21 protein-coding genes and 1 tRNA gene are annotated in these 22,409 nt (G+C 64.5%); 11 read left to right on the forward strand and 11 right to left on the reverse strand.

The genetic code is table 11. The annotated features are described in order from the left end of the window. Window positions 1–342 precede the first annotated feature (342 nt). Both AWB76_RS17375 and AWB76_RS17380 read right to left on the reverse strand, forming a co-directional pair. Complete coding sequence (locus AWB76_RS17375) at window positions 343–666, reverse strand: branched-chain amino acid transport AzlD family protein (RefSeq protein ID WP_061161380.1); 324 nt, start codon at window positions 664–666, stop codon at window positions 343–345. Continuing rightward, window positions 663–1,400, reverse strand: a complete 738-nt coding sequence (locus tag AWB76_RS17380) for an AzlC family ABC transporter permease (RefSeq protein WP_061161519.1) — start codon at window positions 1,398–1,400, stop codon at window positions 663–665. Before AWB76_RS17380 ends, AWB76_RS17375 begins: the two co-directional genes overlap by 4 nt. Before the next feature lie 357 nt (window positions 1,401–1,757). Between AWB76_RS17380 and AWB76_RS17385 the strand changes: the two genes are divergently transcribed. The 6 genes from AWB76_RS17385 (at window position 1,758) to AWB76_RS17410 (ending at window position 6,496) form a co-directional block, all read left to right on the forward strand. Next, window positions 1,758–2,678 (forward strand): branched-chain amino acid transaminase, encoded by a 921-nt coding sequence (locus AWB76_RS17385; RefSeq protein WP_074171368.1) that lies wholly within the window; start codon window positions 1,758–1,760, stop codon window positions 2,676–2,678. Between the two features lie 64 nt (window positions 2,679–2,742). Beyond that, the gene (locus AWB76_RS17390) at window positions 2,743–2,940 is read left to right on the forward strand and encodes a zinc-finger domain-containing protein (RefSeq protein WP_008351333.1); all 198 of its coding nucleotides are present in this window, start codon (window positions 2,743–2,745) and stop codon (window positions 2,938–2,940) included. A 132-nt stretch (window positions 2,941–3,072) separates the two neighbouring features. After that, window positions 3,073–4,146, forward strand: a complete 1,074-nt coding sequence (gene waaF, locus AWB76_RS17395) for a lipopolysaccharide heptosyltransferase II (protein WP_061161382.1) — start codon at window positions 3,073–3,075, stop codon at window positions 4,144–4,146. A gap of 190 nt (window positions 4,147–4,336) precedes the next feature. After that, window positions 4,337–4,783, forward strand: coding sequence for a nuclear transport factor 2 family protein (locus tag AWB76_RS17400; protein WP_061161383.1), 447 nt, complete (start codon window positions 4,337–4,339; stop codon window positions 4,781–4,783). A 39-nt stretch (window positions 4,784–4,822) separates the two neighbouring features. Further along, window positions 4,823–5,905, forward strand: a complete 1,083-nt coding sequence (locus AWB76_RS17405) for a YheT family hydrolase (RefSeq protein ID WP_061161384.1) — start codon at window positions 4,823–4,825, stop codon at window positions 5,903–5,905. 6 nt (window positions 5,906–5,911) lie between these two features. Continuing rightward, window positions 5,912–6,496: a DUF2946 family protein gene (locus AWB76_RS17410; RefSeq protein WP_061161385.1), complete on the forward strand. Its 585-nt coding sequence runs from the start codon at window positions 5,912–5,914 to the stop codon at window positions 6,494–6,496. Between the two features lies 1 nt (window position 6,497). Here the strand turns inward: AWB76_RS17410 and AWB76_RS17415 are convergent, their stop codons facing one another. Then, a complete protein-coding gene (locus AWB76_RS17415) occupies window positions 6,498–8,477 on the reverse strand; it encodes a M48 family metalloprotease (RefSeq protein WP_061161386.1) in 1,980 nt (659 codons plus the stop codon). 164 nt (window positions 8,478–8,641) lie between these two features. Between AWB76_RS17415 and moaC the strand changes: the two genes are divergently transcribed. Next, window positions 8,642–9,139, forward strand: coding sequence for a cyclic pyranopterin monophosphate synthase MoaC (moaC, locus tag AWB76_RS17420; protein ID WP_061161387.1), 498 nt, complete (start codon window positions 8,642–8,644; stop codon window positions 9,137–9,139). Window positions 9,140–9,145: 6 nt separating this feature from the next. Here the strand turns inward: moaC and AWB76_RS17425 are convergent, their stop codons facing one another. The 8 genes from AWB76_RS17425 to recA all read right to left on the reverse strand — a co-directional run bounded on the left by AWB76_RS17425 (window position 9,146) and on the right by recA (window position 17,724). Beyond that, complete coding sequence (locus AWB76_RS17425) at window positions 9,146–10,951, reverse strand: PglL family O-oligosaccharyltransferase (protein ID WP_061161388.1); 1,806 nt, start codon at window positions 10,949–10,951, stop codon at window positions 9,146–9,148. A gap of 181 nt (window positions 10,952–11,132) precedes the next feature. Then, window positions 11,133–11,723, reverse strand: a complete 591-nt coding sequence (locus tag AWB76_RS17430; protein WP_061161389.1) for a pilin — start codon at window positions 11,721–11,723, stop codon at window positions 11,133–11,135. Between the two features lie 112 nt (window positions 11,724–11,835). After that, window positions 11,836–12,546, reverse strand: coding sequence for a TerC family protein (locus AWB76_RS17435; RefSeq protein ID WP_061161390.1), 711 nt, complete (start codon window positions 12,544–12,546; stop codon window positions 11,836–11,838). Window positions 12,547–12,669: 123 nt separating this feature from the next. Then, complete coding sequence (sucD, locus tag AWB76_RS17440) at window positions 12,670–13,551, reverse strand: succinate--CoA ligase subunit alpha (RefSeq protein WP_061161391.1); 882 nt, start codon at window positions 13,549–13,551, stop codon at window positions 12,670–12,672. A 98-nt stretch (window positions 13,552–13,649) separates the two neighbouring features. Further along, window positions 13,650–14,831, reverse strand: coding sequence for an ADP-forming succinate--CoA ligase subunit beta (gene sucC, locus AWB76_RS17445; RefSeq protein ID WP_341845299.1), 1,182 nt, complete (start codon window positions 14,829–14,831; stop codon window positions 13,650–13,652). A gap of 92 nt (window positions 14,832–14,923) precedes the next feature. Further along, window positions 14,924–15,562: a DUF2889 domain-containing protein gene (locus AWB76_RS17450; RefSeq protein ID WP_061161393.1), complete on the reverse strand. Its 639-nt coding sequence runs from the start codon at window positions 15,560–15,562 to the stop codon at window positions 14,924–14,926. Window positions 15,563–15,674: 112 nt separating this feature from the next. After that, a complete protein-coding gene (gene recX, locus AWB76_RS17455; RefSeq protein ID WP_061161394.1) occupies window positions 15,675–16,634 on the reverse strand; it encodes a recombination regulator RecX in 960 nt (319 codons plus the stop codon). A 19-nt stretch (window positions 16,635–16,653) separates the two neighbouring features. Beyond that, window positions 16,654–17,724: a recombinase RecA gene (gene recA / locus AWB76_RS17460; protein WP_061161395.1), complete on the reverse strand. Its 1,071-nt coding sequence runs from the start codon at window positions 17,722–17,724 to the stop codon at window positions 16,654–16,656. Window positions 17,725–18,008: 284 nt separating this feature from the next. Between recA and AWB76_RS17465 the strand changes: the two genes are divergently transcribed. The 4 genes from AWB76_RS17465 (at window position 18,009) to AWB76_RS17480 (ending at window position 22,371) form a co-directional block, all read left to right on the forward strand. Then, a complete protein-coding gene (locus AWB76_RS17465) occupies window positions 18,009–18,737 on the forward strand; it encodes a response regulator transcription factor (RefSeq protein ID WP_061161520.1) in 729 nt (242 codons plus the stop codon). A gap of 5 nt (window positions 18,738–18,742) precedes the next feature. Continuing rightward, window positions 18,743–20,314, forward strand: a complete 1,572-nt coding sequence (locus AWB76_RS17470; protein ID WP_061161396.1) for a sensor histidine kinase — start codon at window positions 18,743–18,745, stop codon at window positions 20,312–20,314. A 233-nt stretch (window positions 20,315–20,547) separates the two neighbouring features. Next, window positions 20,548–22,206, forward strand: a complete 1,659-nt coding sequence (locus tag AWB76_RS17475) for an MFS transporter (protein ID WP_061161397.1) — start codon at window positions 20,548–20,550, stop codon at window positions 22,204–22,206. A gap of 88 nt (window positions 22,207–22,294) precedes the next feature. Further along, window positions 22,295–22,371, forward strand: a tRNA-Met gene (locus AWB76_RS17480). The last annotated feature ends 38 nt before the right edge of the window (window positions 22,372–22,409 follow it).

The following is a 22,409-nucleotide window of genomic DNA, read 5'->3' on the forward strand; positions in this document are numbered from 1 at the left end:
CCGGTTCGTGGAGTCGCCGCGCGCGGGCCGCCGGGCAGGACGGCTCGCGCGCGGTTCAAGCTGGGGGCGAAGGACGCGCGGCGAAGCCGAACGCGCGTGCGGGAAGCGGGAGAAAGGGATCGGACAGATGAATCCGGAGATGCGCGCAAACCCTGCCCGGGCGCGGCGCTGCAGCCTGGAGCGATAGTTTGCAAAACCGTAGCGCGGTGACTGCCGGACACACTTTCGACCTCGCTCACTCGGGAAAGACCCTCATTTTAACCGATGAACCCGGCCGCTTTTAGCGTGCAATCGTTGATGACGCGTATTTGCCGCGCCGCGGGCGTAATCGTCACGCTGCGGTCACGCCGCGAGCCGCAGCAGCGTGAACACCAGCATGCCGACGGCGATCGTGCCCATCATGCCGCGCCGCCACAGGTAATACGCGAGCCCCGCCGCCGACGCCCACAGCGCATGATTCGACAGCGCGATCGAAAAGCCCGCGGGCGTTTCCAGCAGATCCGGCACGACGACGCCCGCGAGCGCCGCGGCCGGTGCATAACGCAAGACGCGCTGCACGCGCGGCGGCAGCACCATGCGCTCGCCGCCGATCAGAAAGAGCGCGCGCGTCACCGCCGTGACGAAGCCCATGCCGATGATCGCGAGCCAGACTTGCACGGCGTTCATCGGCTGCCCCTCGTGGCGTGTTTCGGCGCAACCCGCTCGGCGATGACATCCGCGAGCGTGCCGGCGAAGAGCGCCGCGAACACCGCGAGCGGCAGGCCGAAGCGATACGGCAGATCGAACGCCAGCAGCGCGACGACGCTCGCCACGGCGACGGCCGCGAGCGTGGAACGCGTCGCGATCGCCGAGACGATGAGCGGAATCAGCGCGAGCGTGCCGGCGAGTTCGAGGCCCCAGTTATCGGGGATGAGGCTCGCGAGCAGAATGCCCAGCACGGACGAGCTTTGCCACGACAGCCAGCTCGATATCGCGAGTCCCCAGAAGAACGCCTCCTTGCCTGGCTGCCAGCCGGCCGGGAAATTCCGCTTCGAAAACATCAGATAGATGATGTCGCCGTTGAAATAGCCGAGCACGAGACGCCGCTTCAGCGGCAAATAGGAGAAATGCGGCGCGAGGCCCGCGCTGAAGATGACGAAGCGCAGATTGACCATCGCGGCGGTCAGCAGAATGGTCCAGAGCGGCAGCTTTGCGGCGAAGAGCGGCAGCACCGCGAGCTGCGACGAGCCCGCGTACACCGCGAACGACATGCCGAGCGCCTGCGGCACGGTGAGCACGGACTTCGTCATTGCGACGCCGGTCACGAGGCCCCACGAAAAGGTCGCGAGGACGGCGGGAGAGAAGGTGCGCACGCCCTCGAAAAACGCGCGGCGATTCGTGTCGGGCAGCCGGTCGAGCATGAGCAGATGCGAGGCGATCAGGACCACCCGTGATGCCACTGCGCGGCCTCGATCGATTGCGCGATGGATCGGAAAAAACCGGGAAAATCGGGAATGGTGAGCGGCGCCGTTGCGTTCCGCTGTTTTCAGCGGACGGCGAAAGGCAAATTATAGCGTCGTGAAAGGCGCGCCAAGATCGGTTTCGTCGTGAAAAGACGCTAAAATGACGGTCTTTTACCGCCTTTGCGCCCTCGAAGCGCGCGTTGCCCGGCACGCGCCGGCAATCGACCGCACGCCCCGATGCGCACGAGCGCCGCCGCCCCGGACGTTCGGGCGGCTTGCCCCGAATCACTTGAACGAGACAGCTAGGAGAACCGTATGTCAATGGCCGACCGCGACGGCAAGATCTGGATGGATGGCAAGCTGATCGACTGGCGTGATGCCAAGATCCACGTTCTGACCCACACGTTGCACTACGGCATGGGCGTATTCGAAGGCGTGCGCGCGTACAAGACGGCGCAGGGCACGGCCATCTTCCGCCTGAAGGAACACACGAAGCGCCTGCTCAACTCGGCGAAGATCTTCCAGATGGACGTCCCCTTCGACGCCGCGACGCTCGAAGCCGCGCAACTGGAGGTCGTGAAGGCGAACGCGCTCGAAACCTGCTACATCCGCCCGATCATCTGGGTTGGCTCGGAGAAGCTCGGCGTGTCGGCCAAGGGCAACACCATTCACGTGGCCATCGCCGCGTGGCCGTGGGGCGCGTATCTCGGCGAAGACGGTCTCGCCAAGGGCATCCGCGTGAAGACGTCGTCGTTCACGCGCCATCACGTGAACGTGTCGATGGTCCGCGCGAAGGCGTCCGGCTGGTACGTGAACTCGATTCTCGCGAACCAGGAAGCCGTCGCGGACGGCTACGACGAGGCCCTGCTGCTCGACGTCGACGGCTACGTCTCCGAAGGCTCCGGCGAGAACTTCTTCCTCGTGAACAACGGCAAGATCTACACGCCGGATCTCGCGTCGTGCCTCGACGGCATCACGCGCGACACGGTCATCACGCTGGCGCGCGACTTCGGCATTCCGGTCATCGAAAAGCGCATCACCCGCGACGAGGTCTACACCTGCGACGAAGCGTTCTTCACCGGCACCGCCGCCGAAGTCACGCCGATCCGCGAGCTGGACAACCGCACCATCGGCAGCGGCAAGCGCGGGCCGATCACGGAGAAGCTGCAAAGCGCGTTCTTCGACGTCGTCGGCGGCAAGAACGAGAAGTACGCGAGCTGGCTCGCGAAGGTCTGAGTTTTTAAGCGTAGGCGGCGGGCTACGGTCCGCCTCAACCCGCACATCAGGAAAAGAGATAGCAATGAGCGACCTGAAGGAAATGCCGCTGGTGGAATTGTCGGCGAAGGACCTGCCCGCCTTCTGCCCGAACCCGAAGATGCAGCGCTGGAGCACGCATCCGCGCGTGTTCATCGACGTGACGCACGGCGAAGCGCGCTGCCCGTACTGCGGCACGCGCTACAAGCTGAAAGACGGCGAAGTGCTCAAGGGCGGTCACTGAAGAATCGAACCGGGCGTTGGCCGCGCCCGCCCGCTTGCGCCGCGAACCTGCCGGCGCACATCAAACCCACGACAATCGACGACTCGCCCCAAGACGGCGAGCCGCGTTTATTTTGAGATCGGATAACGACAGATGCGCCGTGCGCTGGTTATAGCACCGAACTGGATCGGTGACGCATTGATGGCGCAGCCGCTCTTCACGCTCTTGCGCAAGCTTCATCCGCGTATCGCGATCGATGCCGTCGCGCCCGCCTGGGTCGCGCCCGTGCTCGAGCGCATGCCGGAGATCCGCGACGTCTACGCGACGGACCTCGCGCACGGCAAGCTGCAACTGCTGCGCCGCTGGCAGCTCGCGAGCGATTTGCGCGATGTCGGCTACGACGCCGCCTACGTGCTGCCCAACTCCGTCAAATCCGCGCTGATTCCGTGGATGGCGGGCATCAATTTGCGTATCGGCTACAAGGGCGAGAGCCGCTACGGGCTCTTGAACGTGCGCCACGCGAATCCGCCGAAGACCGAGCGTCCGCCGATGACCGCGCATTACGCGGCCCTCGCCTACGCGCCGGGCGCGAAGCTGCCGTTCGTCGACCGCTTCGCGCAGCCCGAAGCCGCCGCGCGGCCCGACGCGCAGACGCTGCCCGTGCCGCGTCTCGAATCCGATCCGAACGAAGCCGCGCGCGTCTCGACGCGCTTCAATCTCGACACGCGCGCGCCGCTCGTCGTGTTCTGCCCCGGCGCGGAATACGGTCCGGCCAAGCGCTGGCCGCCGGAGCATTTCGCGTCGCTCGCGCAGTTCATCGCGCAGTCGTTTCCGTATGCGCGCATCATCGCGCTCGGATCGAAGAAGGATGCGCCGATCGCACAGGCGATCGCGGAGCGCGCGCCAATGGTGCGCAACCTCTGCGGCCAGACTTCGCTCGGCGAGGCGTGCGCGCTGATTTCGCGGGCGAGCGCCGTCGTTACGAACGATTCGGGCCTGATGCACGTCGCGGCCGCGTCGCGCCGTCCGCTCGTCGCGGTCTACGGCTCGACCGATCCGCGCCACACGCCGCCCTTGTCCGATCTCGCAAAGGTACAATGGCTGCACCTTGAATGCAGTCCGTGCTTTGCCCGCGAGTGTCCGCTCGGCCATCTGAACTGCCTTCGCGAACTCTCGGCCGAACAGGTCTTCGGCGATGTGCGCGGTATGCTGCTCGCGCATCGCTGATGTTGCGCTCACGCGTCGAAAACGCGTGTTCGTAACGGGGTTTCCGGCCGTGTGTGCGGGTGCGGACACGCGAATGTCTCCGAACGGAGGCATGCTTTGACCAATGACCGATGCAGCGCGCCGTTTTGTCGTGCCGCCACGAGCGGCAAACTTGCGGCGTGAAGCATCGAATGCCAGAGACCCACGAGCCATGCCACGTTTCGCCCGCCTCTTCGAAGCCGCCGCCGATACTCTCAACGCTTACTATCAGGCAGTCGCGGACAACAGCATCGACAGTGTGATGTCGTTGTGGATCGACGAGGAGTTCGCCACCTGCGTGTGCGCGGACGGCACGCATCTGCACGGGCTGGAAAGCATCCGCGCCGGTCTCAGCAAGCAGTTCGAGACGCAGGCCGTGACCATCGAGCCGCTGGATATCCGCGTGTACGACAGCCTGGGCACGGTCGTGTACGCGATCGCCGAGGCGCATCAGCCGGCCGAGCCCGCGAGCACGCCACGCATGATCTACACGACCTACGTGATGGTTCACGAGCGCGGCGAGTGGCGCATCGCGCATATCCACGCGAGCGAGATGCCGCTCGAAACCGCGGGCCAGTTTGCCGCGAAGATGCGTCACGGTCAGGGACCGCTGCATTGAAGCATTGAAGCGCTGAAAGACGTCTGTCGGGGAGGGGCCATGAAGCGCGATCCGTTGTTGAAGCACGATTCGTCGTTCGTGGACAAATCGCCCGGCGTGGTGCTGAAAGAAGCCGCGCGGCTCGTCGCGCCCGGCGCCGCCGAATGGCTCTACCGCGCGCCGCGCTGGCTGCCGACGAGCCACGCGCAGACCATCGTCCCGGCGCTCTTCGGCCGCAAGCCCGACGTGCATTACCGGCGCGAGCGCTGGAACACGCCCGACGGCGATTTCATCGATCTCGACTTTCTCGCGCACGAACCGGGCGATCCGCACGATCAACCCGCCGCGAACGCCCCGCTCTTCGTGCTCTTTCACGGTCTCGAAGGCAGTTCCGACTCGCACTACGCCCGCACGATGATGGCCGCCGCCCGCGCGCGCGGCTGGCACGGCGTCGTGCCGCATTTCCGCAGTTGCAGCGGGCCGCTCAACCTGCTGCCGCGCTTCTACCATCTCGCGGACAGCGCCGAAGTCGACTGGATTTTGCGGCGGCTCGCAGCGGTGCATCCCGGGCCGATCGTCGCTGCGGGCGTCTCGCTCGGCGGCAACGTGCTGCTGCACTGGCTGTGCGAGCGCGGCAAGGATGCATCGATTCTCAGTGCGGCGGCCGCGATCTCCGCGCCGCTCGACGTGCACGCGGGCGGCCTCGCGATCTCGCAGGGTTTCGGCATGGTCTACACGCGCAGCTTCCTGAAATCGCTCAAGAAGAAGGCGCTCGCGAAGCTCGGCCAGTATCCGGGCCTTTACGACCGCCACGCCGTGCTCGCCGCGCGCACGCTGTATGAGTTCGATAACGTCGTCACCGCGCCGCTGCACGGCTTTCGCGACACCGATCACTACTGGTCGACGGCGACGACGCGCGCGCATCTGAAGCACATCGAAGTGCCCGCGCTGCTGCTGAACGCGCGCAACGATCCGTTTCTGCCCGAGTTCGCGCTGCCGTCGAATGCGGAAGTGTCCGAGCGCGTCACGCTCGATCAGCCGAATCACGGCGGCCACGTCGGCTTCATGACGGGACCGTTTCCGGGCCGGATCGACTGGCTGTCGCTGCGTGTGTTCGGTTATCTGGAGAACTTCGTTTCGTGAACCGTCATGGATGAAATCGTCAAGCAGGCGCTCGCCAAATGGCCCAACGTGCCGCATTGCACGGGCTGGCTGCTGCTCGACCGGCGCGGTCAGTGGCGCATGCGCGATGACGCCGCGCAAGCCGCTGGCGAACTCGGCACGCCGATCCGGCATGAGGCGCTGCTCGGCTTCATCAACCGCAACTATGAAAGCGATGCCGACGGCCAGTGGTTCTTCCAGAACGGCCCGCAACGCGTGTATGTGGAACTGGTGTACACGCCGTGGATCGCCCGCCTGCACGCGACGGACGGCGTCTTGCGCCTGACCGATCAGGCCGGCGCGCCGTTCGAGCCGGCGCAGACGTGGATCGACGATGAAGGCGGCATTCTCTTTTCCGATGACGCGAAGCCCGCGCGCATCGCCGCCCTGCACGACCACGATCTCGACCTGTTCGCGAACCACGCCTCGCTCGACGATGCGGGCAAGAGCGGCATCTTCCACTGGCGCGACGGCGTCGATCTCACCGTGCGGCCGATCGCCCGCGCCGATGTCGCGACGCGCTTCGGTTTCATCGCCAGTCCTGCTGAACGCGCCGCCGCGAAGAAAGACTGAGCTAGCCGTTCTTCTCCAGTTCGCGCTCTTCCTTGTAACGCGTCTCGAAATCGTGCAGACGCGCGGCGATCGTCGACAGATCGTAGAAACTCGCGGTCTTCACGTCGCGCGCTTCCTTCAGTTGCCGGATCGCGGATAGCCACGCGCCGTCGAGCGCGAACTTCTCGGCCATCGCCTGATGTTGTTGCAGCGGATCGTTCAGACCCGCGCTCGCCTGCGCGAGATAAAGCCACCAGTCGGGCCGCGCCGGCTCCGCGCGGGTTTCGCGGCGGGCGAGCGCTTGCGCCTCGGCGAAGCGGTGCGCGGACAGCAGCGCCTGCACATGCACGTCGATGGCCGCGTGCGACTCCGGCCAGCGCTTCTGCGCGATATCGGCGAGGCGGATTGCGTCGTCGTTGCGTCCCGCGCGGCGAGCGATATCGGCGGCGAGCACGTCGAGGCTCGGCGTGCTGCGCAGCGGTTGCGGCGCGGGCTGCGGTTTCGCCGCCGGAACCGAGCGCGCTTCGACGCGAACCGGCGGCAACGCGATATCGCTGCTCGCGTACGGCGCATTCGCCGTGGTGGATTCGGGCTGCCGCGCGTTACCGAGCGTCAGCGCGGCGCGTGCGTTGTTGAGCGGCGTCACGGTCATCGATGCATCCGCGTTGCGCAGCGATTGTCCCCCGCTCTTTTTGGCCACGGCGACCGGCGGCGCAGCGCGATCATCCTGATGCACTTGCGCCGATGCCGCCGCGCTGCTCGCCTCCTCGCCCTCGAACAGCTTGCGCGCTTTGGCGAGCGCGTCGTTGGCTGCGTCGTAATTGTTCATCAACGATTGCGCGAGCGCGATCCCATACCAGTTCGACGCGGGATTGAGCGCCGTCTGATCCTCGATTTCCGTTTTCAGCCGGCTCGCGACCTCGCGATAATCGCTCGCGAAACTCACCTGCAGCACGCGCGCGCGGGCACGCACGAACGCATATTCGGGCGATTGACGCGGCTGCCGGTACGGCACGCGGCGCGCGCGGCCTTCCATATCGGCAATGCGATCGGTCGTGAGCGGGTGCGTGCGCACGTAGGGCGGCACGCCGTTGTCGGCCATCGCCGAGCGGTCGAGACGCTCGAAGAACGCCGCCATCGCGTAGGGATCGTAGCCGGCGGCGGCGAGCATCTGGAATCCGACGCGATCGGCCTCGTGCTCGGCCGCGCGCGAGAAGCGCAACTGGTTGTCGACGGCGTACGCCTGCCCGCCCATCGCGATGCCCATGCCCAGATCGCCGCTATGCGCGAGCAGGCCCGCGAGCAGGCCGGCGACCATCGCGGCGAGCGCGGCGTAGGTGCTCTTTTCCTGCGTGCCGAGCATCCGCGCGATGTGACGTTGCAGCACGTGCCCCATCTCGTGGCCGATGACGGACGCCAACTCGGATTCCGTCTGCGTCGCGGCGATCAGGCCGGTGTTCACGCCGATGAAGCCGCCGGGCATCGAAAACGCGTTGATCTGGGCGTCGCGCACGGCGAAAAGGTCGAAATCCGGCCGATACCCGCCGAGATACTGGGTGGCCGCCGCGGTGGAAAGCTTCGACGAGATCGAATCGAGGTAGTCGCGCAGCAGCCAGTCGTCGAGATAGTCGGGATCGGCGCGCACTTCGCGCATCATCTTCTCGCCGACCTTGCGCTCGGCCTGTGGCGTGAGCGAACCGCCGGAGCCGTCGCCGAGATCCGGAAGTTGCACCGACGAAAGCGGCGCGCGCAGTCCGGACAGCGTGCCGGGACGGTTCGCGAAACGGCTTTCGGCGCCGCCATAGACGCCGAACACGCCTTCCGCGACATTGGCGGGCACTTCGCCGCCGCTGCTTTCCTGCGATGCGCGCAGTTGCGAGGCGGCGAGCGTGCCCGTCGAGCTTGCCGAAGACGAGCCGGATTGCGCCAGCGCCGCGGGCGGCATGGCGAGGGTGACGCACAACAGGCAGACGAGCGCGCGGCTCGGACGTGTCGAATGCATGGCGCGAAACGGACGAAGCGCCGATGGTCGGCTCGGAAATAAAAACGAGCTTATCGTATCAAGTGTTGCGCGCGATGCGTTTCAGGTCGGCCAATCCGTGTGGTTTCGCGGAAAAAAGCGCGCATTCACGCTGTTATGATAGGCGCCCATTCGAAGGAGACGCTATGTCCGGACTCACCCATTTCGATGCCGCCGGCGAGGCGCACATGGTCGATGTCGGCGCGAAAAACGAAACGCGCCGTATCGCTGTTGCGCGCGGCTCGATCGCGATGCTCGCACCGACGCTCGCGCTGATCCGCGAAGGCCGCGCGAAGAAAGGCGATGTGCTCGGCGTCGCGCGCATCGCCGCGATTCAGGGTGCGAAGCGCACCGCCGATCTGATTCCGCTGTGTCATCCGCTGGCGCTGACGCGCGTGGCGGTCGATTTCGAGATCGATGAAGCGCTGCCCGGCGTGCATTGCGAGGTGCGCGTGGAGACGGTCGGGCGTACGGGCGTGGAGATGGAAGCGCTGACCGCCGTGCAGGTCGGGTTGCTGACCATTTACGACATGTGCAAGGCGGTCGATCGGGGGATGACCATCACCAATGTGAAGGTCATGGAGAAGCATGGCGGGAAATCGGGGGATTGGGTGGCGGACGATCGCGCGTCGCCGGCACCCTGATCTCACTTACTCCTCGTCATCGTCGTCCGAAGGCTTCTCGTCCGGCAGCGGCACGCCATACAGCTTCACCAGATCTGCCTTGAACGAAGCCAGCGGCTTGCCCGCATCATCGGCCATGTCGTAGACGGCCAAAAGCTGCTTCGGCCAGTCGTGCAACTGCGTCGAGAAGATCTTCAGACGCGCCATTGTGTCGAGCGCTTCCGCTTTCTGCCCGGCGAGCGCCTGAAGCACCGCATAGCGACGCAACACGGTCTCGCCCGGCAACAGCGCAATCGCCTTTCGATGCGCCGCGAGTTTCTCACCGATATTCTGCGCGTTGATCGGCAGCAGCGTCGCCGCGCCGTACTCGCCCCACGCCGTGAACAGGAACGACGGATTGTCGCGATACTGCTCCGCCGGCCGCGAGCCGTAATACAGCACCTCGGCGCGGTTGTAGTCGCGCAAGGTCGGATACAACGCCGCGAGCCCGCCAAGCACGAGCACGACGTACAGGCCATACGACAGCGGCCGCGCGACCAGCCGCAAAGGCCGCGTCTCCAGCAAACCGATGACGAGCATCGCCGGCATCAAGAAGAACATGTACTGCTGCGGATATTCGACGAGCGCATGCATCATCAGCACGCCGAGCAGCGAGAGCGCAAAAATGCGCGCCGGCGTCTGCGGCGCACGCAGCACGCGAATCAGCCAGAACACGACGCCCGCGACCAGAATCGCCACACCGAGCGCACCCGTTTTCGCGAGCAGGTCGATGAAAATGTCGTGCGCATTGTTCGCGATCTCGACGCCGCCCAGATCGCGCACGAGGTCGAACTGATAACGCGGAAACTCGCCCCAGCCGACGCCCAGCAGCGGATGCGTCTTGAACATCGTCCAGCCGTACTTCCAGAGCGCGAGACGCGGCGCGATCTGACTCGCTTCCTGCATGCGCTCCGCCGCCGACTGCGCCAGCCCGAAGCCGTAGCGCACGTTCGCCCAGCGCACCGCCGCGTTCACCCCGAAGAAGACAAGCGCGAGCAGGACCGGCACGATCCACGCGCGGACATCGCGGCGCCCGGGACCGTCGAAGCCTTCCGAGGCGATCGGCCGTCCGATCACGAAAGCCATCCAGAAACCGGCGACGACGATCACCGCCGTCTGCAGCCACGGCCCGCGCGACACGGTGAGCGCGAGCCCGAGCGAATACACCGCCGACAGAATCAGCCACAACACGACCGGCAGCCGCCGCGACTGCACGAAGTAAAGCGCGCCCGCCAGCGCGAACGCGATCACGGTCGCAAGATGATTCGCCTGCGCCATGTTGCCGAACGGACGTCTTTCGATCATCACGTTGTACGCGACCACGAACGGCGTGAACTTCACTTCGAGATGCAGCAACTGCACGATCTGACAGAAGACCGCGAACAATCCGCCGACCATCAACGCCGCCGCGCCGATACGCAGCGTCTTCTCGCCCAGCCCCGCCCGCACGAGCCCAAATCCCGTATGCACCGCGACGAACGACGCGAGCAGGTACGCACCGCCGAGCCAGTTCATCGACGGCTGCGCGATCGGCAACAGCACCGTCTGCGCGACGAGCAGCGCACCGAACGCGAGCGGCATCAGCGCGACGACCGGCGACGCGAATGGCACTTTCGGCTCGGACACGCGCACGAGCAGCGCGACCGTCGCACCGAGCGCCAGATAAAGCGCGAGCGCGCTGTATTCGGCGTAGAAGGTCGGAATCGGATACGTATGGTTGACGACGCCAAAAGGAATCGTCAACGCAAGGCAAAGGACGGCGAAACAGAGAAAGCGCGCGTATTGGGAAGGCATGAGGGACTGGGAATCTCGGCAACCGGCGCACTATACAAAACTTTGCCCCCGCTGTCCGTCGAACCGCCGGAATTGCTACGAAATCGCTGCCTTTCTCGCAAAAACGACGGTGCGAACGCGCGGCAGCATCGTAAATCGTGCCGCCGCGCCTCGTCTCATGCACGTTCGTCTTTCGCGTGACTTACGCGCGGCATTCCGGGGGCGCGAGATTTGGCGGCAAGGTCGCCGCTTGTGCGGGCGTTGGGCCGGCGCCCGGCGCGGGCAACGACGATTCCGTTTTCGCGCCGGCGAAGCACTCCCACGTCACCGATCCGGCCTGCACCGCGCCACGCAGGAGCGCGACGCGCGAAGTCGGCGTATCGGCGTTATCGGGCGTCGATGGCACGAGCACGAGCGTGTTCGAGCCCGCGGGCGCGACGCGCGTCGTGTATGCGATCGTGATCTGCCCGTTGTCGCTGTCGACGTGGATCGACTCCACGTTGCGCGTGCCCGGCGGCGCCGCGAAGCCGCCCGCGAGATCCGCGCCGCTCGACGCATTCTCCGCCACCGCGAGCCGCGCGCCCGCCGCGAGCGTCATGCCCTCGCCCACGCGGCTTCGCGCCAGATAATCCTGATACGCCGGAATTGCATACGCCGCGACCACGCCGACGATCGCAAGCACGATCATCAGCTCGATCAGCGTGAAGCCGCGCATCAGTGCATCCTTCGCACGCCCATACCACCACGCGCGCGGTTCACGCGACGCGTCCAGAACACAAACCAACGTTGTCATTGCCGCTCCCAAAAATACAGAAAAGCGCCCTTTCCGCGCGATGCGGTCAGGACGCTTCGATCGTATTGAAGGAGCGGGTCGCGCGGCAGTCAGCCGAACGGCCTAGGAGAATTCAACTCGGCGCGCGATTGCCTTCGCCGAGCGCGCGCCGTTTGAGCAGCCAGCCCAGCGCGACGACGAAGAACGCGCCTGTGGCGCGGGCCAGGTATCCAACGAGCTCCGTATTGAGCGCGGGCCATCGGTCGATGAACGGATCGTCGATGATGAGACCGCCCGCGATCCATCCGAGCAAGCCCGCGCCGAGCAGCACGACAACCGGAAAACGGTCGAGCAGCTTCAGCACCAACGTGCTGCCCCACACGATGAGCGGAATGCTCACGATCAGGCCGAAGATCACCAAGGTCAGCCGATGACGCGGATCGGCAGCTTCGGCCGCGCCCGCAATGGCGATCACGTTGTCGAGGCTCATCACGGCATCCGCGACGATGATCGTCTTCACCGCCGCCCACAGCCGTTCGGATGCGTTGATCTGATGCTCGTCGTGATCCGGCTGCATCAGCTTCACGCCGATCCACAGAAGCAGCATGCCGCCCAGGAACTTGAGAAACGGAATGTCGAGCAGCAGCACCGCGAACGCGATCAGCACGACGCGCAGGACGATCGCGCCGAGCGTGCCGAACACAATGCCGCGCGTGCGCTGCCGATCCGGCAGATTGCGGCAGGCGAGCGCGATCACGACAGCGTTATCGCCGCCGAGCAGGATGTCGATCACGATGATCTGAACGACTGCGCCCCAATGGAGCGTCGAGAAGAATTCGAGCATGAGGCAGCAATAAAAAAAAGCGAGGAAGCAGCGCTCCCTCGCTTTTCATCGACCAGTTTTTGGCAATTCACGAAAGGAATCAGTAAGAGTACCAAACCCTCGCGTAATTTGCCCGCTTCCCGATCAGAGAACCGACTTCAGCAGACGCGCCATTTCCGACGGATTCTTCGTGACCTTGATGCCGCACGCGTCCATGATTTCGAGCTTGGCATCAGCCGTGTCCGCACCGCCCGAGATCAGCGCGCCAGCGTGGCCCATGCGCTTGCCCGGGGGCGCCGTCACGCCCGCGATGAAGCCGACGACCGGCTTCTTCATGTTGTCCTTGATCCAGTAAGCGGCGTTCGCTTCGTCCGGACCGCCGATCTCGCCGATCATGATGACGGCGTCCGTTTCAGGATCGTCGTTGAACATCTGCATCACGTCGATGTGCTTCAGACCGTTGATCGGATCGCCGCCGATACCGACCGCCGACGACTGGCCGAGGCCCAGCGCCGTCAGTTGGCCCACTGCTTCATACGTCAGCGTGCCCGAACGCGACACGACGCCGATGCGGCCCTTCTTGTGGATGTGACCCGGCATGATGCCGATCTTCAGCTCGTCCGGCGTGATCGTGCCGGGGCAGTTCGGTCCGAGCAGCAGCGTCTTGCGATTTTCGCGGCGCATGCGGTCCTTGATTTCGAGCATGTCGCGAACCGGAATGCCTTCCGTGATGCAGATCGCGAGATCGAGATCGGCCTCGACGGCTTCCCAGATCGCAGCGGCTGCGCCCGCGGGCGGCACGTAGATCACCGAAACGGTCGCGCCGGTTTCGGCCTTCGCTTCCTTGACGGACGCGTAGATGGGAATGCCTTCGAAGTCTTCGCCCGCGCGCTTCGGGTTCACACCCGCGACGTATGCTTCACGGCCGTTCGCGTATTCGCGGCAGGCGCGCGTGTGGAACTGGCCGGTCTTGCCGGTGATGCCCTGCGTGATGACCTTCGTGTCTTTGTTGATCAGAATCGACATGTAGTGACCTCTGTTCGTTTGGCGTCGCCATGCAAAAAGCCAGGCGCCGCCATTCGTATCTGGTGGAACGCTCTCTTAAGGCAGCAAGCGAAACGCGCTTACTTGCCTTCGGCTGCCGCAACGACCTTCTGCGCGGCTTCTTCCATGCTGTCCGCCGAGATGATCGGCAGGCCCGAGTCAGCCAGCATCTTCTTGCCGAGGTCTTCGTTCGTGCCCTTCATGCGCACGACGAGCGGCACCTTCAGGTCCACGGCCTTCGACGCAACGATCACGCCTTCCGCGATCACGTCGCAGCGCATGATGCCGCCGAAGATGTTCACGAGGATCGCCTTCAGGTTCGGGTTCTTGAGCATCAGCTTGAACGCTTCGGTCACCTTCTCGGTCGTCGCACCGCCGCCGACGTCGAGGAAGTTGGCCGGCTCGCCGCCGAACAGCTTGATGGTGTCCATCGTCGCCATCGCGAGGCCTGCGCCGTTCACGAGACAGCCGATGTTGCCGTCGAGCGAGATGTACGCGAGGTCGAACTTCGACGCTTCGACTTCAGCCGGATCTTCTTCGTCCAGATCGCGATACGCGACGATTTCCGGATGACGGAAGAGCGCGTTCGAATCGAAGTTGAACTTGGCGTCGAGCGCGATCACCTTGCCGTCGCCGGTCACGATCAGCGGGTTGATTTCCGCGAGCGATGCGTCGGTTTCGAAGAACGCCTTGTAGAGGCCTTGCAGGATCGCGCGTGCTTGCGGGATCGATGCGTCCGGAATGCCGATCTTGCGTGCGAGGTCATCGGCGTCTGCGTCCTGCAGACCCGTCGACGGTTCGACGGCGAACTTGTGCAGCAGCTCGGGCGTCTTTTCCGCGACTTCTTCGATGTCCATGCCGCCTTCGCTCGACGCCATCACGACGATCTTCTGCGAAACACGGTCGAGCACGAGGCCGACGTACAGTTCCTTCTTGATGTCCGCGCCTTCTTCGATCAGCAGGCGGTTCACCTTCTGGCCTTCGGGACCGGTCTGGTGCGTGACGAGCTGCATGCCGAGGATCTGGTTCGCGTATTCGCGGACCTGCTCGATCGACTTGGCGACCTTCACGCCACCGCCCTTACCGCGGCCGCCGGCGTGAATCTGCGCCTTGACGACCCAAACCGGGCCGCCCAGCTCTTCCGCGGCCTTGACCGCATCATCCACCGAGAACACGGGTTTGCCGCGCGGGACCGCGACGCCGAATTTCCGCAGGATTTCCTTACCCTGGTACTCGTGAATCTTCATGCGTGATTCCTTCAGTCTGAGAGTTGGAGTGAACTTCTGTTTATTGAACCGCTGATTCTTCGATTCTTGTTTGAATTCCGTACCTGCGCGCAAACGCTGCCTGCGCGCTATGAGGCGGACTTTGTCTCCGGTCTGTCTTGTACCGCTGTTCCGGATTGGGATTGTTCGGTGGGCGCGTGGCCGAACCAGCGCGGGTAATGTTCCTTGACCGCGGGTCCGTCGAAACGCAATGCATGGCAGCGGCCGAGTTGAAACGGCGGCTCTTCCTGCTTTCCGTCGACGTGGGCCTGGTCGAACGGATTGCCGTCCTCGATCTTCCAGACATCGCCCGCGAATGCCTGAATGGCCGCGGTCGGCAAGATACCGCACAACTCGGTGAGATGCGTGCAGCCGGCGGTGCCGCGCAGCAGCGTGGTGGCTTCGCGGCGAAAACTTTTGAGCAGATTGAGCCCGATGAGCTGGCGATAAACCGGATTGGACTCGGCGCACAAACCGCCATAGGGCGACCAGTCGGACGACGCTTCGACGTCGACGATGGTGAGCCCGCGGTCGATGGTAATGCGCAGCCAGAGTTCATGGATCGGCAGGCCGTGAGGCCGGACGCCCGTCGCGAGCTTGAAGTCGCGCGGCTTTTCATCGGTTAAACAGGCTTCGATATCCCACAGGCCGTCATCGCGTTCGAACGCTTCCACTCGAATCGCGCGGCGATGGCGCAATTGTCGGGGAGCGGGAGGCGAGAGAGGCATGCTGGAGTGAGCCGGTACGGGGAAAACCGTGGAATTTTAGCATATTGGGTATTTCGAGCCGCGCATGCGCCTGACGAATGGAACGTGCGTGCGGATCGAACGCGCGCGGCGCTCAGTCGTCGACGATTTCTTCGGCCCAGTCTTCGTCGCCGCCCTTCAGGATCTTGCCGATCGTGCCGCTCGAAAATCCCCGCGCCGCCAGGAAGCGCGCCTGCTTGGCACGCTCGGCCGGCGTCTCGGGCACCACACCGTATTTCTTCTCCCACACGGCATGGGCGCGCGCGGTTTCGGACTGCGCGAGCTTGTCGGCGGTTTCGCTGATGAGCGTATCGCCGACGGCGTGACGCTTCAGTTCGCTAATGATCCGGCTGCCGCCCATGCGCGACGCCCGCCGATGCACGACGCTCTCGACGAAGCGCTCGTTCGACAGCCAGCCATCGCGCTCGAGACTGTCGAGCAGCGATTCGAGCGAATCGGCTTCCTCGACATACGGACGCAGCTTGCGCGACAACTCCGCGCGGCTGTATTCGCGACGCGACAGGAACGCGAGCGCGCGGCCCTTCAAGGAGCGTTGCGGACGTTTGGGATTGTTGGCTTCACTCGCCGATGTCTTGCGCGCGCGCTGGCTGGAGCGGCTATAGACGGAATCGCCGAATTCGGCGGACTCGGCGGGCGGCGCTTCGGAAGGCGCACATTGCTCGAAGGGCTCGAATGGATCGGCGTCTTCGAATGGATTGGCGAAGGAATCTGAAGCTTCCGGCGCGCGATCAGCGGGAGACGCCTTTGGCTGTTCCGTCGCTTGCCGCATCAACGCGCGAGCTTGTTCGAGTCGCGCGGCACGATCACCCGCGCCGACGCTGCGTTCAGCGTCTTTGGCCGGCTCGAAAACGCGACGCGCCGGCGCGAATGATTTCGCGCCGGCGCGTTCCTTGTTGCTGCGCTTGAAGCCGCCCGATTTCGAAGACGCACCGCGCCGCTCGCTGCTTCGTTCGTAGCGATCGACGGATTCGGAACCGTCGCCGGTTCCTTCATCCGCCGTGTCTGTCTTCGAACCGAACCGGCGCTTCTGCATCTTCCTTCAGGCTCGATGCTTACTCGTCGTCGGCCGTTGCAGCGCCCGCGACAACCGCTTCGCCCATTGCCGCCACGCCCAGCGATTCGCGGATCTTGTTCTCGATCTCGCGCGCGATGTCCGGATTCTCGCGCAGGAATTCGCGCGCGTTGTCCTTGCCCTGGCCGATGCGATCGCCGTTGTAGCTGTACCAGGCGCCGGCCTTGTCGACCAGCTTGGCCTGCACGCCCAGATCGATGATTTCCCCCTGACGCGAAATGCCTTCGCCGTACAGGATGTCGAAGATGGCTTCGCGGAACGGCGGCGACACCTTGTTCTTCACGACCTTCACGCGCGTTTCGTTGCCGATGACTTCGTCGTTCTTCTTGATCGAGCCGATACGGCGAATATCCAGACGCACCGACGAATAGAACTTCAGCGCGTTACCGCCCGTGGTGGTTTCCGGGTTGCCGAACATCACGCCGATCTTCATGCGGATCTGGTTGATGAAGATGACGAGGCAGTTCGTGCGCTTGATGGTGCCGGTGAGCTTGCGCAGCGCCTGCGACATCAGACGCGCTTGCAGACCCGGCAGCGAGTCGCCCATTTCGCCTTCGATTTCCGCCTTCGGCACGAGCGCCGCGACCGAGTCGATGACGATCATGTCGATGGAGCCGGAGCGCACCAGCGCATCCGCGATTTCGAGCGCCTGCTCGCCCGTGTCCGGCTGCGAGATCAGCAGTTCGGGTATGTTCACACCGAGCTTGCCCGCGTACTGCACGTCGAGCGCGTGTTCCGCGTCGATGAACGCCGCCGTGCCGCCGAGCTTCTGCATCTCCGCGATCACCTGCAACGTAAGCGTGGTCTTGCCCGACGACTCCGGGCCGTAGATTTCCACGACACGGCCGCGCGGCAGACCGCCGACGCCGAGCGCGATGTCCAGACCGAGCGAACCGGTGGACACCACCTGAATGTCTTCGACCGCCTCACCTGCGCCGAGCCGCATGATCGACCCTTTGCCGAATTGCTTTTCGATCTGCGAGAGCGCGGCGGCCAGGGCCTTGCTCTTTTCCGCAGTCATGCCAGCCGGGCCTTTCTTGCTTTCTTCCATGAATCGTCCTTTGCTATGATGAACGGCGTCTGAGGCAGTGTTCACGGGCTTTTCCGCTGCTCGATCAAGCATACGAAACCACCCTTTCCACTCACGCAGACACTGTATAAAAAAACAGTAGTTTTTGCAAGTACGTTGCGCGTGGGCGCAGCTTTTTTTCCACGCCGCACGAAACACGCAAAAACCACGCACACCTTGGAGACCGCCGCGCCGGGCGACACACGGTGCCGGCAATGCCGATGCGCTTCATCGCGCATGCATGGCGTACACAGGCGCACACGACGATGCGAATCCTCATTGCCGAAGACGACAGCATACTCGCGGACGGCCTCGTCCGATCACTCCGCCAATCGGGATACGCCGTCGACCATGTGAAGCATGGTGTCGAGGCGGATACCGCCCTTTCCCTGCAGACTTTCGACCTGCTGATCCTCGACCTCGGCCTGCCGCTCATGTCCGGTCTGGAGGTGCTGCGCCGCCTGCGCGCGCGCAATTCGCAGATGCCCGTGCTGATCCTCACCGCCGCCGATTCCGTCGACGAACGCGTGAAAGGTCTCGACCTCGGCGCGGATGACTATATGGCCAAGCCCTTCGCGCTCAACGAGCTCGAAGCGCGCGTGCGTGCGCTCACGCGGCGCGGCGCGGGCGGCGGTCCGGCCGTGGTCAGGCACGGCTCGCTGTCCTTCGATCAGATCGGGCGGATCGCGACGATCGGCGATCAGGTCATCGATTTGTCCGCGCGCGAGCTCGGCGTGCTCGAAGTGCTGCTGCAACGAACCGGCCGGCTCGTATCGAAGGAGCAGCTCGTCAATCACCTGTGCGAGTGGGGCGAGGAAGTCAGCAACAACGCGATCGAGGTCTACGTGCATCGGCTGCGCAAGAAGATCGAGCCGAGCGGCGCGAAGATCATCACGGTACGCGGTCTCGGTTACACGCTGGAGAAAGCCGCCGCCGCGGGCAATGGCGCGAGTCCGCCGCATGCCGGCGAATCCGCCGGCCATCAATATAAGTAGGCCGCATGGCGTCGCCCGTTTCCAACGAAACCCGGAGAAATGCGGAAGCGGACGACGATTCCGACGCCCGGCGCGACGCGCGCTACGCCAATCCGTTCGCCCCGCCCGACGAACTCGAGCCCGACACCGAAACGCATCCGCGCTCGCTCTTCGGCGAGATTCTCGACTGGATGCTCGCGCCGCTCCTGCTGCTCTGGCCGATGAGCATCGCGGTGACGTATCTCGTCGCGAAGTCGATCGCGAACGGGCCGTTCGACCGCGCGCTCGAAGCCGACGCCTACGTGCTCGCGCGCCAGATTCAGCCGGTCAACGGCGTCGCGGAGCTGCGTCTGCCCGACGCGACACGCGATTTCCTGCGCGCCGACAACGTCGACAGCGTGTTCTTTCAGGTGCTCGGCACGCGCGGCGAGCTCGTCGGCGGCGACCGCGACATGCCGCTGCCGCACGACGACGACCGGCCGCAGCCGGGCATCGTCGAGTTTCGCGACGATGTGCTGCGCGGCAACGACATCCGCGTCGCGTATACCACGGTCGATCTGCCCGGCCTTGCGCCCGGACGCGATCCGCACAGCACGCAGCCGGTGCTCGTGCAGGTCGCCGAAACGCTCGACAAACGCAGCCAGCTCGCCAACGACATCATCAAGGGCGTGATCCTGCCGCAGTTCGTGATCCTGCCGCTCGCGATCATCCTCGTGTGGTTCGGGCTGTCGCGCGGGCTCGCGCCGCTGCACGCGCTGCAGTCGAACATCCGCGCGCGCCGCCCCGACGATCTCTCGCCGCTCCAGGCGGGCAGCGCGCCGCCGGAGATCGCGCCGCTCGTCGCGTCGTTCAACGATCTGCTCACGCGACTCGAACAGAACATGGAGTTCCAGAAGCGTTTCATCGCCGATGCCGCGCATCAGATGAAGACGCCGCTCGCGGGCCTGCGCATGCAGGCGGAACTGGCGATGCGCCAGGATGTATCGACGGAAGTGCAGCGCTCGCTCGAACAGATCGCGATGAGCTCGGAACACGCCGCGCGCCTCGTCACGCAACTGCTCGCGCTCGCGCGCGCCGAGAATCGCGCGACGGGACAGATATTCACGCGCATCGTGCTGACCGATCTCGCGCGGCTCGCGGTGCGCGACTGGGTGCAGGCCGCGCTCGCGAAACGCATGGACCTCGGCTATGAAGAGCCGCCGTTTCCGGTCGAAGTGGAAGGCAACGTCGTGATGCTGCGCGAGATGCTCTCGAACCTGATCGACAACGCGATCCGCTACACGCCGGCGGGCGGGCGCATCACGGTGCGCGTGCGGACCGACGACAACAATCTCGATCTCGTGCATCTCGAAGTCGAGGACACGGGGCTCGGCATTCCGGCGGCGGAACGCGGGCGCGTGGTCGAGCGCTTTTATCGCATTCTCGGACGCGATGGCGACGGCAGCGGGCTCGGCCTTGCCATCGTCAAGGAGATCGCGGCGATGCATGGCGGCGCGCTCGCCATCGAGGATCATGTGTATCAGGAAAGCCCGCGACTCGCCGGGACGCTCGTCAGGGTCAGCCTGCAGCGGGTTTTTCCTGCCCGGGACAAACCCTGAGCGCGGACGCTTCAGATTCGCATTTCGGGCGCGAGAAGAAAGAGAATAGAAGAACTTAAACGATCGTTCGCTTCACATATCTGTCAATTCCGCGCAAATCCCGTTTTCGCACGCTGAACGAGCCCGGATACGCCGCGTCAGAACGCCGTAAGTTTTCGTTCCAATAATCCTTTGCACCGGAGCCGCCCTTATCGCGGACCGATGTAATCGATAATCAAAACAGGAGACGATGCATGGCTACGGTCGAAGGTCGCGTGTCACACGCACCGATGACGGCGGAGGAGAAGAAGGTCATCTTCGCCTCGTCGCTCGGGACGGTGTTCGAATGGTATGACTTCTATCTGGCGGGCTCGCTCGCCGTCTATATCAGCAAGACGTTCTTCTCGGGCGTCAATCCGACGGCCGGCTTCATCTTCACCCTGCTCGGCTTCGCGGCGGGCTTCGCGGTGCGTCCGTTCGGCGCGATCGTGTTCGGGCGGCTCGGCGACATGGTCGGGCGCAAGTACACGTTCCTTGTAACCATCGTCATCATGGGTCTGTCGACGTTCCTGATCGGCTTCCTGCCGGGCTATGCGTCGATCGGCATCGCGGCGCCGGTCATCTTCATCGCGATGCGGCTCTTGCAAGGGCTCGCGCTCGGCGGCGAGTACGGCGGCGCGGCGACGTACGTGGCGGAACACGCGCCTTCGAACAAGCGCGGCGCGTGGACGGCGTGGATCCAGACGACGGCGACGCTCGGCCTCTTCATCTCGCTGATCGTGATTCTCGCGGTGCGCACGGCCGTCGGCGAAGAACAGTTCGGCGCATGGGCGTGGCGCATTCCGTTCCTCGTGTCGATCCTGCTGCTCGCCGTGTCCGTGTGGATCCGGATGAAGCTGCATGAATCGCCGGTGTTCGAGCGCATCAAGGCCGAGGGCAAGACTTCGAAGGCGCCGCTCACGGAGGCGTTCGGCGAGTGGAAGAACCTGAAGATCGTGCTGCTCGCGCTCTTCGGTCTGACGGCGGGTCAGGCGGTCGTGTGGTACACGGGCCAGTTCTACTCGCTCTTCTTCCTCACGCAGACGTTGAAGGTCGATGGCACCAGCGCGAACATCATGGTCGCGGTGGCGCTTCTGATCGGCACGCCGTTCTTCGTGTTCTTCGGGTCGCTGTCGGATCGGATCGGGCGCAAGCCGATCATCATGGCAGGTTGCCTGATCGCCGCGTTGAGCTTCTTCCCGCTCTTCAAGGCGCTCGCGCACTACACGAACCCGACGCTCGAAGCCGCGACGCAGAAGTCGCCCATCGTCGTCATCGCCAATCCGGACGAGTGCTCGTTCCAGTTCAATCCGGTGGGCACGTCGAAGTTCACGAGCTCGTGCGATATCGCGAAGAGCGCGCTGTCGAAGGCCGGTCTGAACTATGAGAACGTGGCGGCGCCGGCGGGCACGCTCGCGCAGATCAAGGTCGGCGAAACGGTGGTGAACACGTACGACGGCAAGGCCACCGATGCGAAGGCGCAGGGCGCGGCGTTCGACAAGACGCTCGCCGGCACGCTGAAGAGCGCGGGCTATCCGGCGAAGGCCGATCCGGCGCTGATCAACTGGCCGATGGCGATCGTGGTGCTGACGATCCTCGTGATCTTCGTGACGATGGTCTACGGCCCGATCGCGGCGATGCTGGTGGAGATGTTCCCGGCGCGCATCCGCTATACGTCGATGTCGCTGCCGTATCACATCGGCAATGGCTGGTTCGGCGGCTTCCTGCCGGCGACGGCCTTCGCGATCGTCGCGGCCAGGGGCGATATTTACTCGGGCTTGTGGTATCCGATCGTGATCGCTTTGATCACTTTCGTGATCGGCATGCTGTTCGTGAAGGACACGCGCAAGTCGAACGTGTACCACGAGGATTAATCGACGGGCTTCTGCGCGATTTGTTCAATAAATCGCGCAGAAGGGGTTGACACCCGCTTCGACGCTCGCCATAATCTCGTCTTCTTTCGGCGAATTAGCTCAGTCGGTTAGAGCGACGGAATCATAATCCGCAGGTCCGGGGTTCGAGTCCCTGATTCGCCACCAGCTTCAAGAAAAAGCCGCTGTTCCACAAGGACAGCGGC

It is taken from the genome of Caballeronia temeraria, assembly GCF_001544795.2.
GTDB classification, from domain to species: Bacteria; Pseudomonadota; Gammaproteobacteria; order Burkholderiales; family Burkholderiaceae; genus Caballeronia; species Caballeronia temeraria.